Origin of the sequence: Leminorella richardii (genome assembly GCF_900478135.1) — a bacterium.
Taxonomy (GTDB): domain Bacteria; phylum Pseudomonadota; class Gammaproteobacteria; order Enterobacterales; family Enterobacteriaceae; genus Leminorella; species Leminorella richardii.
Window position 1 is genome coordinate 2035376 of record NZ_LS483470.1, and the last position, 15402, is coordinate 2050777.

Annotated in this window: 12 protein-coding genes and 1 other annotated feature; of the genes, 8 read left to right on the forward strand and 4 right to left on the reverse strand. The window is 52.4% G+C overall.

The genetic code is table 11. The annotated features are described in order from the left end of the window. Positions 1–87 precede the first annotated feature (87 nt). On the forward strand, positions 88–678 hold the full coding sequence (locus DQM29_RS09375) for a Maf family protein (protein WP_111740442.1): 591 nt from the start codon (positions 88–90) through the stop codon (positions 676–678). Positions 679–771: 93 nt separating this feature from the next. Here the strand turns inward: DQM29_RS09375 and rluC are convergent, their stop codons facing one another. Continuing rightward, on the reverse strand, positions 772–1725 hold the full coding sequence (gene rluC / locus DQM29_RS09380) for a 23S rRNA pseudouridine(955/2504/2580) synthase RluC (protein WP_111740443.1): 954 nt from the start codon (positions 1723–1725) through the stop codon (positions 772–774). A gap of 610 nt (positions 1726–2335) precedes the next feature. Here rluC and rne point away from each other — a divergent pair. Continuing rightward, positions 2336–5491 (forward strand): ribonuclease E, encoded by a 3156-nt coding sequence (gene rne / locus DQM29_RS09390; protein ID WP_111740445.1) that lies wholly within the window; start codon positions 2336–2338, stop codon positions 5489–5491. 116 nt (positions 5492–5607) lie between these two features. On the opposite strand, the gene DQM29_RS09395 is transcribed toward rne, so the two are convergent. Beyond that, positions 5608–5898: a putative quinol monooxygenase gene (locus DQM29_RS09395; RefSeq protein WP_111740446.1), complete on the reverse strand. Its 291-nt coding sequence runs from the start codon at positions 5896–5898 to the stop codon at positions 5608–5610. A gap of 361 nt (positions 5899–6259) precedes the next feature. Here DQM29_RS09395 and DQM29_RS09400 point away from each other — a divergent pair, with 361 nt between their 5' ends. From DQM29_RS09400 to trpA, 6 genes are all read left to right on the forward strand, one after another. Beyond that, positions 6260–7828 carry an anthranilate synthase component 1 gene (locus tag DQM29_RS09400; protein WP_111740447.1) on the forward strand — a complete coding sequence of 523 codons (1569 nt, stop codon included), beginning with the start codon at positions 6260–6262 and terminating at the stop codon, positions 7826–7828. After that, positions 7828–8406 (forward strand): glutamine amidotransferase-related protein, encoded by a 579-nt coding sequence (locus DQM29_RS09405; RefSeq protein ID WP_111740448.1) that lies wholly within the window; start codon positions 7828–7830, stop codon positions 8404–8406. The genes DQM29_RS09400 and DQM29_RS09405 overlap by 1 nt, the downstream gene beginning before the upstream one ends. A 142-nt stretch (positions 8407–8548) precedes the next feature. After that, positions 8549–8651, forward strand: a sequence feature (Trp leader region). Positions 8652–8702: 51 nt separating this feature from the next. After that, entirely contained in the window at positions 8703–9719 is a 1017-nt protein-coding gene (gene trpD, locus DQM29_RS09410) for an anthranilate phosphoribosyltransferase (protein WP_111740449.1), read from the forward strand. Between the two features lie 3 nt (positions 9720–9722). Further along, a complete protein-coding gene (gene trpCF / locus DQM29_RS09415; RefSeq protein ID WP_111740450.1) occupies positions 9723–11084 on the forward strand; it encodes a bifunctional indole-3-glycerol-phosphate synthase TrpC/phosphoribosylanthranilate isomerase TrpF in 1362 nt (453 codons plus the stop codon). Positions 11085–11158: 74 nt separating this feature from the next. Continuing rightward, positions 11159–12349, forward strand: coding sequence for a tryptophan synthase subunit beta (trpB, locus tag DQM29_RS09420; protein ID WP_111740451.1), 1191 nt, complete (start codon positions 11159–11161; stop codon positions 12347–12349). Then, positions 12349–13155, forward strand: coding sequence for a tryptophan synthase subunit alpha (gene trpA / locus DQM29_RS09425; protein WP_111740452.1), 807 nt, complete (start codon positions 12349–12351; stop codon positions 13153–13155). Before trpB ends, trpA begins: the two co-directional genes overlap by 1 nt. A gap of 107 nt (positions 13156–13262) precedes the next feature. Here trpA and phoR read toward each other — a convergent pair whose 3' ends face one another. Both phoR and phoB read right to left on the reverse strand, forming a co-directional pair. Further along, positions 13263–14564, reverse strand: coding sequence for a phosphate regulon sensor histidine kinase PhoR (phoR, locus tag DQM29_RS09430; protein ID WP_111740453.1), 1302 nt, complete (start codon positions 14562–14564; stop codon positions 13263–13265). 14 nt (positions 14565–14578) lie between these two features. Further along, complete coding sequence (phoB, locus tag DQM29_RS09435) at positions 14579–15268, reverse strand: phosphate regulon transcriptional regulator PhoB (protein ID WP_111740454.1); 690 nt, start codon at positions 15266–15268, stop codon at positions 14579–14581. Positions 15269–15402: the final 134 nt, after the last annotated feature.

The following is a 15402-nucleotide window of genomic DNA, read 5'->3' on the forward strand; positions in this document are numbered from 1 at the left end:
CGGAATCATCTAAATAGCCTATTTTATTTTTGGGCCTGATAAAATAAACCGAGTACACTGCCGTTTTACCTTTGTTTCGGAATCCCTATGGCCTCGCTTATCCTTGCCTCTACGTCCCCCTATCGTCAGTCTTTGCTGGCTAAACTGTCGCTCCCCTTCACAGCAATGGCGCCCGATGTTGACGAAACTCCCCTTCCCGGAGAGTCCGCAGAGAATTTAGTGGTAAGACTATCGAAACTCAAAGCTCAGGATATTGCGCGTCAGCATTCCCAATCGCTGGTCATTGGTTCAGATCAGGTGTGTGTTCTGAATGGGCGCATCACGGGCAAGCCCCTGACGCGTGAAAACGCAGTTGCTCAGCTGACTCAGGCTAGTGGAAGCGCGGTAACCTTCTATACAGGGCTTTGCCTTTATATACCGCAAACAAACGTCTACCGTACTCTTTGTGAAACCTTCATTGTTCACTTTCGTCTTCTTAGCCAGTCTGAAATAGTGGCCTATATAGAAAAAGAGCAGCCGCTGTATTGTGCAGGCAGTTTCAAGTCTGAGGGTTTAGGCATTACTCTATTTGACCGCTTGGAAGGTCGCGATCCCAATACTCTCGTTGGACTACCGTTGATTGCTCTCAATGAACTGCTAAGAGAGGCCGGAGTTAATCCTCTGCTTGAACATAAGTGACATTGTCACCTATATCTACCTTGGATAGAAAACGTAAGCAAAAAATAAGGCCGCATATCAGTCAGCGGCCTTTTTCATTAAAAATCATCTAGGTTATTTTGCGTTTCGCAACACAGATAAACAGTGGCGTAACGTCTCGTCCAGCGGTGCTTCAACACGCACTGTCTCTCCTGTCGACGGGTGTTCAAAACGCAGCGCCGCCGCGTGCAGAAATAGCCTATTCAATCCCGTGCCGGCTAACGTTGCATCAAACTCTCGATCGCCATAGCGGTCATCAAACGCAATAGGATGGCCCGCGTGCAGCGTATGAACACGAATTTGGTGAGTCCTTCCCGTCACCGGGCTGGCTTTAATCAGCGTCGCTAAAGCAAAACGTTCTTCAACCTTAAAGCGCGTTTCTGAAGGCTTACCTTCGGCGTCAACGCGAACAATACGCTCGCCGCTTTGCAGCACGTTTTTAAGCAGCGGTGCCTGCACCACTTTGCAGTGAGACTGCCACTGGCCGCGCACTAGCGCCAGATAGTCTTTTTGCATAGTTTTCAGTCTGAGCTGCTCATGGAGTGAGCGCAGCGCAGAGCGCTTTTTCGCGACTAAAAGTACCCCAGACGTTTCTCTGTCAAGGCGATGAACCAATTCAAGAAAGCGGGCATCTGGCCGCAGAGCTCGAAGACCTTCAATAGCGCCAAAACTTAGGCCGCTTCCACCGTGCACAGCAGTTCCTGAAGGCTTATTCAGCACGAGCAGGTGCTCATCCTCAAAAATAATGCAGTGTTCCAATGCTGCCACCTTCTCCAGTTTGGCAGAAACAGCGTTTTCAGCCCTTTCTGCCACTCTGACCGGAGGAATGCGCAACATGTCCCCCGCCTCCAGCTTATATTCTGGCTTAACGCGCTTTTTATTCACGCGCACTTCACCTTTACGCAGGATTCGATAAATCATACTTTTTGGCACGCCTTTTAGCTGTGCAATCAAAAAGTTATCCACGCGCTGACCGGCCGTGTCGGCTTCAATGGTGACGATTTGTACTGTAGCTTGATGTGTTTTCATGGCGTCGATTCTAGCACGATCGCTTTTTGCTAAAAACGCCCCTATAAAATTGTTTTATGACTACACTTAAACATGACCCTGTTTACGCCATAAAACGAACTGAATTTTGTTGTGGACAAAAAATATCCCCCGGCGCAGATCGTAATCTGCGCGCGGTTTTCAACATCTTTTCCACAACTTTATGCTTAAGTGCAAAAGTCACCTTGCCATAATGCCTTGGGCAGTTAATAATGTGGCTGATTTTCTGCCCTGCCTCCTCTAAATTGAGAATGACGGGCAAAAAATGATATTTGCAGATAGCTCAAACGGTGCGGCAATGGCGTAAGACACGGTGAGTATCAGGCAATAAGCGAGCTGCGACGAGCGGCTTGGATGGTTATAGCGAAAATCGGTTGGGTTCAAGACAGTCTAGCGTCAGCCGCCGTTTTTCCTGATAAAAAGCGCCGTTTTTTGCAAAGCAGAAACGGGCTTACCGAGATAATGCGCCCCTGTGCAGGCGACAGCCGTGAGGTTGACGATCCTGCGATAAGACTCGGGGCCGTCGGTTCACGCCATCTCTTGACACCTCTCTCGCAGACTCAGTGGACAATAGAACAATGAGTATCTTTTAATGAAAAGAATGTTGATTAACGCAACTCAACAGGAAGAGTTGCGCGTTGCTTTAGTTGATGGACAGCGTTTATATGACTTAGATATTGAAAGTCCTGGCCATGAACAAAAAAAGGCAAACATCTACAAAGGAAAAATTACCCGCGTAGAGCAGAGTCTCGAAGCTGCCTTCGTTGACTATGGTGCAGAGCGTCACGGTTTCCTCCCCTTCAAAGAAATTTCTCGCGAATACTTTTCATCCGGCGTCGGCGGCCGTCCTAATATCAAGGATGCCGTTCACGTAGGCCAAGAGGTGATCGTACAGGTAGACAAAGAAGAGCGTGGCAACAAAGGCGCGGCACTGACAACCTTTATTAGTCTGGCGGGCAGCTATCTGGTGCTCATGCCGAACAACCCGCGCGCTGGCGGCATCTCTCGCAGAATTGAAGGGGACGATCGCCAAGAGCTTAAAGAAGCGCTGGATTCTCTAGAAGTGCCTGACGGCATGGGGCTTATCGTTCGCACCGCGGGCGTTGGCAAATCTGCCGAAGCGCTACAGTGGGATCTGTCTTTCCGCTTAAAACACTGGGAAGCCATTAAAAAAGCTGCTGAAAGCCGCCCTGCTCCGTTCCTTATTCATCAAGAAAGCAACGTTATCGTTCGCGCCTTCCGCGACTATCTCCGCCCTGATATTGGCGAGATCTTGATTGACAACATCAAGATTCTTGACCTAGCCAAAGAGCACATCGCTGCGCTGGGTCGTCCGGACTTTAGCAGCAAGATTAAAGCCTATTCAGGCGAAGTTCCGCTGTTTAGCCACTATCAAATCGAATCTCAAATTGAATCAGCCTTCCAGCGCGAAGTTCGCCTGCCTTCCGGCGGTTCAATCGTTATCGATACGACCGAAGCGTTAACCGCCATCGACATCAACTCCGCCCGCTCAACTCGCGGCGGTGACATTGAAGAAACGGCGTTTAACACCAACCTGGAAGCGGCAGATGAAATTGCTCGCCAGCTTCGCTTGCGCGACTTGGGCGGCCTGATTGTCATCGACTACATCGATATGACACCGGTTCGCCATCAGCGCGAAGTTGAGAATCGCCTGCGTGAAGCCGTTCGTCAGGATCGCGCCCGTATCCAAATCGGCCGCATTTCCCGCTTTGGCCTGTTAGAAATGTCTCGGCAGCGTCTTAGCCCATCTCTGGGCGAGTCCAGCCACCATATCTGCCCGCGCTGTAGCGGTACAGGAACTATCCGCGACAACGAGTCTCTGTCTCTGTCTATCCTTCGCCTGATTGAAGAAGAAGCGCTGAAGGACAACACCAGAGAAGTTGACGCCATAGTTCCCGTTCAAATCGCCTCTTACCTGCTTAACGAGAAGCGCGAGTCCATCAACGCTATTGAACGCCGTTCCGGCGGCAAAGTGCGCGTTGTTGTTGTACCTAACGACAATATGGAAACACCGCACTACGAAGTTATTCGCAAAAAACCTGGCGAAGAAAGTCAGGTGCTCAGCTATATGCTGCCACAGCTTCACGAAAGCGAAATCGAATCTGAAGAAGAAACCTATTTGGAGCGTAAAGCTCCTGAGCAGCCAGCCTTAGCCAGTTTCTCTATGCCAGCTGTCAGCGCGCCTCCGGTAGAAACCAAGGCACCACAGGTACCTGCTAGCGCCCCTGCGACTCCTGGGCTGTTCAGCCGTCTGGTAAGCGGATTGAAAAACCTGCTCGCCTCTCCAGAACCGGAAAAACCGGCTGCTGAAGTAACAAAAGAAAAGTCCTCTTCTGACCGCCCCGATCGTCGCAACGGACGTCGCAATAACGGTCGTAAAGAACGCAGTGAGCGTGGAGAGCGCAGCGATCGCGGTGACCGTAACTCAGAGCGCCCAGCACGCGATTCAAATCAGGACACGCGCCGTAATAATCGTCAGTCTACGGCTCAGGATTCTGAAACCGAGAACACCGAAAACCGTCGCGAGACTCGCGCCGAGCGTCAGCGTCGTCGTAATGAAGAGAAACGTCAACAGCAGGCCCTGAATCAGCAGAACGACTCTGTTTCAGAAAGCACAGCTGAAGACGCAACCTCCGAAGAAGAAAGACCAGCAGCGCCAACTCAGCGTCGCCAGCGCCGTCAAATGTCACAGAAGGTTCGTACTTCTACGACAGAGCGCAGCGCAGACGTCAGTGAAAGCGCACCGAGTCAGCCGTCTTCCGGTGAAGAGATCAAGCTGCTTCCTCAGCCAAGCAAGGCCGAGCGGGAAAATGATGCTGCGTCCGAAGGTACAGAGAAAAACACCTTCAACAACGGCGCTGATAACAACGGCATGCCTCGCCGCTCACGTCGTTCACCTCGTCACCTGCGCGTCAGCGGTCAGCGCCGCCGTCGCTATCGTGATGAGAAATACCCTACCGCTTCACCAATGCCTTTAGCTGCCGCAGCCGCGTCACCTGAACTGGCGTCAGGTAAGGTCTTTATCAACTACGCTGCACTTATCGCTCAGCAAGAAGCTGCCGCTCAGGCCGAAGATCGTGAACAGCAGGCTATTACCCCTGTTGACATTACAGCGCCTGTAGAACAGACAGCTCCTGCTGTAGAGGTCGTTGCTGCCCCTATTGCTCAGGCCGTCACGACTGCCGTAGAGAGCGTAGAGGTAGAAGTACCGTCTCAGGTATCTTTCGCTAAAGTGGAAGTCGTTGAGCCAGCCGCTGAAATAGCAAATGCTGAACCTGCCTCTGTAGAAGCAGAACCTGCCATTGAGAAAAAGACGGACGTTCTTACCTCAATTTCCACGCCAGAACCTATTCGCGTACCTAGCGGCATAGAAACTCTGCAAAGCGAAAGCTATAGCAGCGCGTCAGCCCCTGCAGCATCTCCGGCTCCGGTGGTACAGGAAGAAAAGCCTACGCCAGTAGCTGTCGCTCAAGTGGAAACCAAGACAGAAGATGCACCTGTTCAGGAATTCGCTAGCCGTGCGCAAAACGTTGCAAGCGCTCCGGCCTTCAAGCCTGCTGCGGTGCCAATGGAGGATTATTCGCCAGCACCTGTAGCGCAAGCGCATGTGGCTTCCCCTGCCGTCGTTGAGGCTGACGAACAGAGTTCTAAAGCTTCTGCTGGCGGCCATGCAGCTACCAACCGCGCTGCTGCACCAGCGGCAAGGCCTGCGCCTATCGACGACTAATCGTCAAGCGTGATACAAAAAACCCGCCAGTTGGCGGGTTTTTTATTACTTATTTGCTTTGCTAGTTAAACGACGTTATTCAGCCAGCGGCATCGGCTTTTACACCTCAGGCAAACTTAGTGCACTTTATGCATCAAGTTAATAACCAGTGATTCCACCTTACCTTTAGTGAACTGAGCAAAAGAAGTAAAGTGTTCAGACTGATTGTGCAGATCCAGCGCTTCCTGTGAAGCCCAGCGCTCGATAAAGACATATACCATCGGATTGCGATTGTCCTGGTGCAGATCGTACTGATAGCAGCCCTCTTCGGCTCTGCTGCTGTCTACAATCTTTTTCAGCGCTTCCAACAGAGGAGCCTGAAAATCGCTCTTAATTGTCAGCGTAGCCACAATCGTAATTTCGCTCATTATAAGATTTCCTTTACCGTAAAAGTGAACTCTAGCCTATTTTCACTCCTAATGAACTTTTTAGCCAGCGCCTTCTCTTTCCTTCACCCATGAATTTTATTCTCCCTGCATAAAGTCATTGACACATCGCTTCCGATCCAGTTAACTAGTTCACAAATACTTGGAGGCAATCTATGATTTCAGCAACGTTACGCACTCAGTGTGCAGCAACATTAGTGTGGTGGCCCGATACGCTTTAGCGGGTCACTCGGCTTTCTGCTGTTATCAAGACGACAAAAAGAATGCCTAAAGCCCGCACCTCAGCGGGCTTTTTAGTGCCCGTCGTTTAGTGAAAAATGAAACAACTACGGTGACAAACGCAATGCCTACACAGAAACCTTTTTTACAGCTTATGACGGTCGACGCGCCTTACCGAAGCGATCCTACCGCCATTTTTAGTCAGCTTTGCCATCAGCGCCCGGCGACACTGCTGCTTGAATCAGCAGAAATAGACAGTAAACAGAATCTGAAAAGCCTACTGGTTATCGATAGCGCCATGCGCATCACAGCTGAAGGCCAGCGCGTTACGCTCCAAGCATTGACAGAAAACGGCGACCGACTGCTCACGCTGTTAGACGCTCAGCTGCATAGTGACATCGTTAAAAATCGCTCACCGCGCCTCAGAGAATTAGTTTATCCTCGCCCCGATCCTGTACAGGATGAAGACGCTCGCTTAAAAGCTCTTTCCGTTTTTGACGCGCTTCGCCAGCTTTTATCTCTGGTTCAGTCTCCCTCTGAATCGAAGGAGGCCATGCTGCTCGGCGGCCTGTTTGCTTACGATCTGGTTGCCGGATTTGAAGATTTACCACAGCTCGACTGCGATCGCCGCTGCCCTGACTACTGTTTTTATCTGGCGGAAACGCTGCTGATCCTCGATCACCAAAACCGGGCTTCTCGTCTACAGGCCAGCCTGTTTGTGCCACACATCGATGATGCAGAAAAAGAGCGCCTACAGCAGCGACTGGATGAGCTTCAGATACAGCTGCGTGAACCGCCGTCTGATATCCACGCTGTAGCCCTTGATAGCATGCAGCTTAACTGCGATCGCAGCGATGAAGCCTACGGCCAAATCGTTAGGGAACTCCAGCAGTCCATCCGGCAGGGCGACATTTTTCAGGTTGTCCCTTCCCGACGATTCACGCTTCCCTGTCCCTCACCGCTGGCCGCCTATCAGACGCTGAAAGAAAACAATCCTAGCCCCTACATGTTTTTTATGCAGGATAACGACTTTACGCTGTTTGGCGCCTCTCCTGAAAGCGCCCTGAAGTATGACGCAGACAGCCGTCAGATCGAAATCTATCCTATCGCTGGCACTCGCCCCCGCGGTCGCTTTCCCGACGGCTCGCTGGACAGCGATCTGGACAGTCGCTACGAGCTTGATATGCGTACCGACGGTAAAGAGCTGGCAGAACACATTATGCTGGTGGATCTGGCGCGAAACGATCTGGCACGCATCTGTGAACCGGGCAGCCGCTATGTCGCCGATCTGACCAAGGTCGATCGCTACTCTTTCGTCATGCACCTTGTTTCTCGGGTGGTTGGTACGCTTAGGCAAGATCTGGACGCCCTGCACGCCTATCAGGCCTGTATGAACATGGGCACTCTAAGCGGAGCGCCAAAGGTAAAGGCGATGCAGCTTATCGCACAGTATGAAGGGGTGCGACGCGGCAGCTACGGCGGCGCGGTAGGCTATTTCACCTCCCACGGCACGTTGGATACCTGTATTGTCATTCGCTCCGCCTATGTGGAAGACGGCATCGCCACCATACAGGCTGGTGCCGGAGTAGTGTTGGATTCTCATCCCCAATCTGAAGCCGATGAAACACGCAATAAAGCCAGAGCCGTACTGCGCGCTATCGCCAGCGCGCACCAGGTTAAGGAGATGTTCTAATGACCGATATCTTACTTCTCGACAACGTCGACTCATTTACCTACAACCTCGTCGACCAGCTTCGCGTTAGCGGTAATCGGGTGAGCATTTACAGAAACAGTCTGTCTGTCGACTTTATCCTTCAGCAAATAGGCCGGATGAGCCAGCCTATTCTGATGCTGTCTCCCGGGCCGGGAAAACCTTCCGAGGCGGGATGTATGCCCGCGCTGCTGCGACAGCTCAAGGGAAAGGTTCCTATTATCGGCATTTGCCTCGGCCATCAGGCTATTGTCGAAGCCTACGGCGGTAAGGTCGGGCAGTCAGGAGAAATACTGCACGGTAAATCGTCCCCCATTACTCACGATGAGCTAGCCATGTTTTCCGGCCTTCCCTCACCGCTGCCCGTTGCCCGCTATCACTCGCTGGTAGGCAGTGAGCTACCCGATGAGCTTATTGTCAACGCACACTACCGTCAGGCGGTTATGGCCGTTCGCCACGATGTACACAGAGTCTGCGGCTTTCAGTTTCATCCTGAGTCCATTTTAACGACGCAAGGCGCAAAACTGCTGGATCAAACTCTCGCTTGGGCAAAGGCGTGAGCCTATTCACCATAAAAACAAACTTTTCCTGATAAAAAGATTGACAACATCACTTTAAACTAGTTTACTAGTACAAAGAGACGCGATACTAGATTTCGCAATAACATTGAAGGTACTTATGATGACAGCACACACTTTACTGACTCGTTGGTGGCGACCTCTCCCTTAGCGGGCGGTCTATTTGCACCTGTTTGTCATCAAATAACGCAATAGCCAAAAAGCCCGCTCTCAGCGGGCTTTTTTGTGGGTGCTTCCCACAGTACGGTAGAAAACATAACCTAGAGCGGCGAAAGAACATGGAAACACAAGATACCAAGCAGTCAATCCTTAATAAGCTTTATCGCGCACAGGCGCTGACTCAGCAAGAAAGTCAGGCTTTGTTCAGCGCTATCGCCAGAGGCGAGTTAGAGTCTTCACAGCTGGCTGCTGCGCTGATCAGTATGAAAGTCCGTGGGGAGACGCCGGATGAAATCGCAGGCGCCGCCTCGGCCTTTCTCGCAGACGCTCAGCCTTTTCCCCGCCCCGACTATGACTTTGCCGACATTGTCGGTACCGGAGGCGACGGCACTAACAGTATCAATATTTCTACCGCTAGCGCCTTTGTCGCTGCATCTTGTGGAATAAAAATTGCTAAACACGGCAACCGCAGCGTCTCAAGCCGTTCAGGCTCTTCTGATCTGCTGGCGGCCATGGGTATCAAATTGGACTTACCGGCAGAAACCTCTCGCAAGGCGCTGGATGACCTCGGCGTTTGCTTTCTGTTTGCCCCTCAGTATCACTCAGGGTTTCGCCATGCGATGCCCGTTCGCCAGCAGCTAAAAACCCGCACACTGTTTAACGTGCTTGGCCCGCTCATCAATCCGGCTCGTCCGAAAAAAGCGCTGATTGGCGTCTATAGCCCTGAGCTAGTGCTTCCCATTGCAGAAACCCTTCGCGTGCTGGGCTACGAACAGGCTGCCGTTGTACACGGCGGCGGCATGGACGAAGTAGCCATCCACGCGCCGACAGAAGTCGCTGAACTGCGCGATGGTGAAATTAATCTGTACCGTTTAAGCCATCGCGATTTTGGCCTAGAACAGCACGCTCTGTCCGATCTGGAGGGCGGTACACCAGAAGAAAACCGTGACATTCTGTCTCGCCTGCTGCAGGGTAAAGGAAAAATGGCTCACGCCAGCGCAGTTGCCGCTAACGTTGCGGTTCTGATGCGACTGTTTGGGCAAGAGTGCTTAAAAGAAAACGCCGAAAAGGCCATGGACATCATTCACAGCGGCGTCGCCTATGACCGCGTTCAAGCGCTGGCAGCGAGAGGATAAATCATGCAGGAAACCGTATTAACGCGCATCGTAAACGATAAACACCAGTGGGTTGCTGAACGACGCCAAAAGCAGCCGCTGGAAAGCTTCCGGCATAAAATAGAGCCCAGCAGCCGCAGCTTTTATCAGGCGCTAACCGACAACAAGGCGGTGTTTATTCTGGAGTGCAAAAAGGCTTCCCCCTCAAAAGGGCTTATCCGTGAGCACTTCGATCCTCGAGCCATTGCCGAAAGCTACCGCCCCTTTGCATCCGCCATTTCAGTATTGACTGACGAGAAGTACTTTCAGGGCAGCTTCGACTACCTCACCTTAGTCAGCCGTCAGGTACATCAGCCCGTGCTGTGTAAAGACTTTATCATTGATGAATATCAGATTTATCTGGCGCGCTTTTACCGCGCAGATGCCATTCTGCTAATGCTGTCAGTGCTCGATGATAAACAGTACAAGCAGCTGTCCGCTGTCGCACATTCGCTCAATATGGGCGTTTTGACGGAGGTGAGTAATGAAGAGGAGCGCGTTCGCGCCGTTGCCCTTGAGGCTCGCGTCGTCGGCATCAACAACCGTGACTTACGCGATCTCTCTATCGACCTTAATCGCACGCGTACTATGGCGCCGAAGCTGCCGTCGTCCACTATTGTTATCAGCGAGTCCGGTATTCACACCTATCAGCAGGTGCGAGAGCTAAGCCAGTACGCTAACGGCTTCCTTATCGGCAGCGCGCTGATGTCTGAACCCGATTTGGATCTGGCCGTTCGCCGTGTGATCCTCGGCGCCAATAAAGTTTGCGGCTTAACTCGCCCAGAAGATGCCGAAGCCGCTTATCGCGCCGGAGCCGTTTACGGTGGGCTGATCTTTGTAGGTAAATCTCCCCGCTACGTCGATCTGGCGCAGGCTAATAAAATCGTTCAGGCGGCGCCGCTACAGTGGGTTGGCGTATTCAGCAACGCTAAACAGGAGAGCGTCCTGCTGGCCGTTGAACGCCTGGGGCTCAGCGCCGTTCAGCTTCACGGCCAAGAGGACGATAATTATATCGCCCTGTTGCGCCAAAGCCTGCCTTCAGGCTGCCAAATTTGGCGCGCCAAAAGCGTCAGCGGCTCGCTTCCCTCTTTGGCCGCACCCCACGTTGACCGTATCTTGCTGGATAACGGTGCGGGCGGCACTGGGCAAACGTTCGACTGGGCACTGCTAGCCGACCTACCGCTAGACAACGTCATGCTAGCCGGAGGGCTCACCCCCGATAACGCAGCTAAAGCGGCCGCACTAGGCTGTAGAGGGCTGGATTTTAATTCTGGTGTAGAAAGCGCTCCGGGGGAAAAGAGCGGCGATCGGATCCACGCAGCGTTTTCTGCCCTGCGTCATTACTAAACGTATTTTATTGATAACCTAATAGATTATAACGATTCGAGACGTCCCTGATGTCGACAACAAAAGGATATAGCATGACATTACTTAACCCTTATTTCGGCGAATTTGGCGGCATGTACGTTCCGCAAATTCTTATGCCGGCGCTACAGCAGCTTGAAGACGCCTTTGTTAAAGCACAAAGCGATCCTGAGTTTCAGGCAGAGTTTCACGACCTGTTAACCAACTATGCCGGTCGCCCTACGCCGTTAACCCTGTGCCGTAACCTGACCGCAGGCACTAAAACCAAGCTGTATCTTAAACGAGAAGACCTGCTTCACGGCGGCGCGCACAAGACAAACCAAGTGCTCGGACAGGCTTTGTTGGCTAAAAGAATGGGCAAAACGGAGATTATCGCAGAAACCGGTGCCGGCCAGCACGGCGTTGCCGCCGCACTTGCCAGCGCGCTACTCGGCCTGAAGTGCCGAGTATATATGGGTGCTAAAGACGTTCAGCGTCAGTCCCCTAACGTCTTCAGAATGCGTTTGATGGGCGCGGAAGTGATCCCTGTGCACAGCGGTTCTTCCACGCTGAAAGACGCCTGTAATGAGGCGCTGAGAGACTGGTCTGCCAACTATGATAAAGCACACTACCTGCTCGGTACCGCTGCGGGGCCGCATCCGTTTCCAACTATTGTCCGCGAGTTCCAGCGCATGATTGGCGAAGAAACCAAAGCGCAGATGAAAGAAAAAGAAGACTGCCTGCCCGATGCGGTGCTGGCCTGTATCGGCGGCGGCTCTAACGCTATCGGCATGTTCGCTGACTTTATCGACGAACCGAGCGTTAGGCTTATTGGCGTAGAGCCTGCCGGACTCGGTATTGAATCTGGGCAGCACGGCGCACCGCTGAAACACGGCCGCGTCGGCATCTACTTCGGCATGAAGTCACCGATGATGCAGACCGAAGAAGGTCAAATCGAAGAGTCTTACTCTATCTCTGCCGGGTTGGACTTTCCGTCCGTTGGGCCTCAGCACGCCTATCTGAACAGCATTGGGCGCGCAGAGTACGTTTCCATTACCGATGACGAAGCGCTCGACGCGTTCAAACAGCTTTCACGTCATGAAGGCATTATTCCCGCGCTGGAATCCTCCCACGCGCTGGCCTACGCGCTAAAAATGATTGCAGCAGAGCCTGAAAAAGAGCAAATCCTGGTGGTCAACCTGTCCGGCCGGGGAGATAAAGACATATTTACCGTTCACGACATTTTAAAAGCGCGGGGAGAAATCTGATGGAACGCTATCAACAACTGTTTAGTCAGCTGAAAAGCAAAGGAGAAGGCGCTTTTGTTCCCTTCGTCACGCTGGGCGATCCCTCCCCAGAGCTGTCGCTAAAAATTATCGACACACTGATCGAAGCAGGTGCCGACGCTCTAGAGCTTGGCATCCCGTTCTCCGACCCGCTGGCAGACGGCCCGACGATTCAGAGCGCGACGCTGCGCGCCTTTGCCTCTGGAGTGACGCCGTCACTTTGCTTTGACCTGCTGGCGCAGATCCGTGCACGCCATCCTGATATTCCTATTGGCCTGCTGATGTACGCCAATCTGGTGTTTACCCGCGGCATTGACGCCTTCTACGCGCGCTGTGCTGAGGTTGGCGTTGACTCAGTGTTAGTGGCCGACGTGCCGTTCGAAGAGTCTGAACCGTTTCGAACCGCTGCAATGTGTCACGGCATCGCGCCGATCTTTATCTGCCCTCCTAACGCCAGCGATGAATTGCTGCGTCAAATCGCTACACACGGGCGAGGCTACACTTATCTGCTTTCCCGTGCTGGGGTAACAGGTGCAGAAAACAAAGCCCATCAGCCCCTTGAACACCTGATTCAGGCTTTAAACGAATACCATGCCGCACCGGCGATTCAAGGCTTTGGTATCTCTGAAGCCGCTCAGGTCAAAGCGGCACTCGACAGCGGCGCTGCGGGGGCAATATCCGGCTCGGCCATTGTCAAAATCATTGAAGAGTACCACTCTCAGCCGGATGAGATGCTGCGCAGACTGGCTGACTTTGTCGCTCGACTGAAGGCAGCGACAAAAAAGTAATGAGTGCATAAGCTATATAAGTGCATACAGAAACGGGCGCATCAGCGCCCGTTCTTTCTTCTTTCTTCTTTCTTCATCCCTATACTTCTACGCCGTTCTATACATCTCTACGCCTTCTCTTGCACACTCACGACCGCAGCAGTAGGTATCACGAAGCTAAACTCACTGCCTTTACCGAGCTGGCTTTCGATTTCCAGTCGAGAGTCGTGGTGGTTAAGTGCGTGTTTTACAATAGCCAGTCCTAGGCCGCTACCGCCAGTCTGCCGAGAACGGGAAGCATCCACGCGGTAAAACCGCTCTGTTAAGTGAGAGATATGCTGTGGTTCAATGCCTGGCCCGCTGTCTTTCACGCTAAACCGTGCGCCTTTTGGCGTCAGCAGCCAGTCAACCTGAATCGCAGTGCCTTCCGGCGTGTGGTTTACCGCGTTATACACTAGGTTAGACATAGCGCTATAGAGCTGTTCCTGATTGCCATAAACACAGAGCCCCGGAGCAATATTAAAGCGAAACGACTGTCGACCTGCGCTTAACACTTCGGCCTCGCGCGCCAGCGTCTCCAGCATGGCCGGCACGTTGATCTTTTCCTTAGAGACACCGCGCGGCGCGGCTTCAATTCGAGACAGGGTCAGCAGTTGATTAACCAGAAGATCCATTCGCTCTGACTGCCCTTTCATGCTGGCCACCGCGCGCTGGCGAATTTCAGGACGCGTGTCCTCATCGTCCAGCATTTCTAAATATCCTCGAAGGACAGTCAGCGGCGTTTTCAGCTCATGGCTGGCGTTAGTAAAGAACTTCCGTCTAACTTCTTCCAACTGCCTCACCTGTGAAACGTCACGGGCGGAAATCAACATCTGCCCTTCGTCATAAGGCACAATGCGAAATTCAATGTAGCTACCGTTGTTAAATTGAAGCGTTAACGGCTGGTCAAACTGCCGTTGATTAACAAAGTCAGTAAACTGCGGATAGCGAATTAAATTGAGAATATGCTGACCGTTATCCTCCGGCCAGCGAAAGCCCAGTATGCTTTGCGCCAGACGGTTACACCAAAAAATATGCCCGCTCTCGGTGCTGAGGATAACCGCATCCGGCAGAGACTCCGCACCGCTGCGAAAGCGCTTAATGAGCGACGTCAGCTCTCGTCGACGCTGTCGATTTCGATGCTGCATTTGATAAAGCCCGTAAAACAGCGGTTCCCAGCTGCCTCTGCCGGACGGCGGCATAATGCTGCGATCCAACCACAGCCAGTGGGAAAGCTTCAGCAAATTATAAAAATGCCAGCAAAGAGCAAGGCTGACGGAAATCAGCAACAGCAGCGTCAAGTGACCAAAAAAAATGCTGAGTAACAGCGCAGGAAGGCAGAAAAGAAACAGCTCTACGATGATTTTTTTCCACGACAGGCGTTCTAGCACAGGCGGTGTCCTAATTAAAAGCGCGTTGAAAAACGATAGCCAGAGCCGCGAACGGTTTGCAGCATTTTGTCGTAGCCGCCGCTTTCCAGCGTTTTACGCAGCCGCCGGATAAACACGTCCACGGTTCTGTCCTCGACGTAAACATTAGTGCCCCACACGTGATTTAGCAGCTGTTCGCGACTATAAACTCGCTCAGGGTGGCTCATAAAAAAGTGGAGCAGTTTATATTCGGTGGGTCCCATATCGAGCGGAACTTCATCTACCATAACTCGATGGGAGGACGGATCGAGTACCAGTCCGTTAAACGCCAGCGGTTCATGCTCTGTCACCGGGGACGTTCTTCTCATGACGGCCTTGATGCGGGCAATCAACTCTTTAGGTGAAAACGGCTTAGTGACATAGTCGTCAGCGCCGGACTCCAGCCCCTGAACGCGGTCGTCCTCTTCCACTCGGGCGGTTAACATAATGATGGGGATACTGCGCGTTAGTGCTTCTCGCTTCATTGCCTTAATCAGCTGTATTCCCGAGCCTCCGGGCAGCATCCAGTCAAGAAGCACCAGATCGGGAAACGGCTCTTTTAGCTGAGCCTGTGCACTGGCTAAATCAGCGGCTTCAACCGTCTGGTAATCGTGCTGTTCCAGCACGAGAGAAATCATTTCCCTGATTGGCGCTTCGTCCTCTACAACCAGTATGCGTTTCATCATAGGGCGTTGTGCTCTTTCGCTGTTCGCTGTCATAAGCACCGTGCGGCGCTCAGGTTCATCATTGCACATCAGTATGATACAGATATATGACAGTTTTATGACGTTAACAACCGCCAGCGTCAGAATTCACCTGA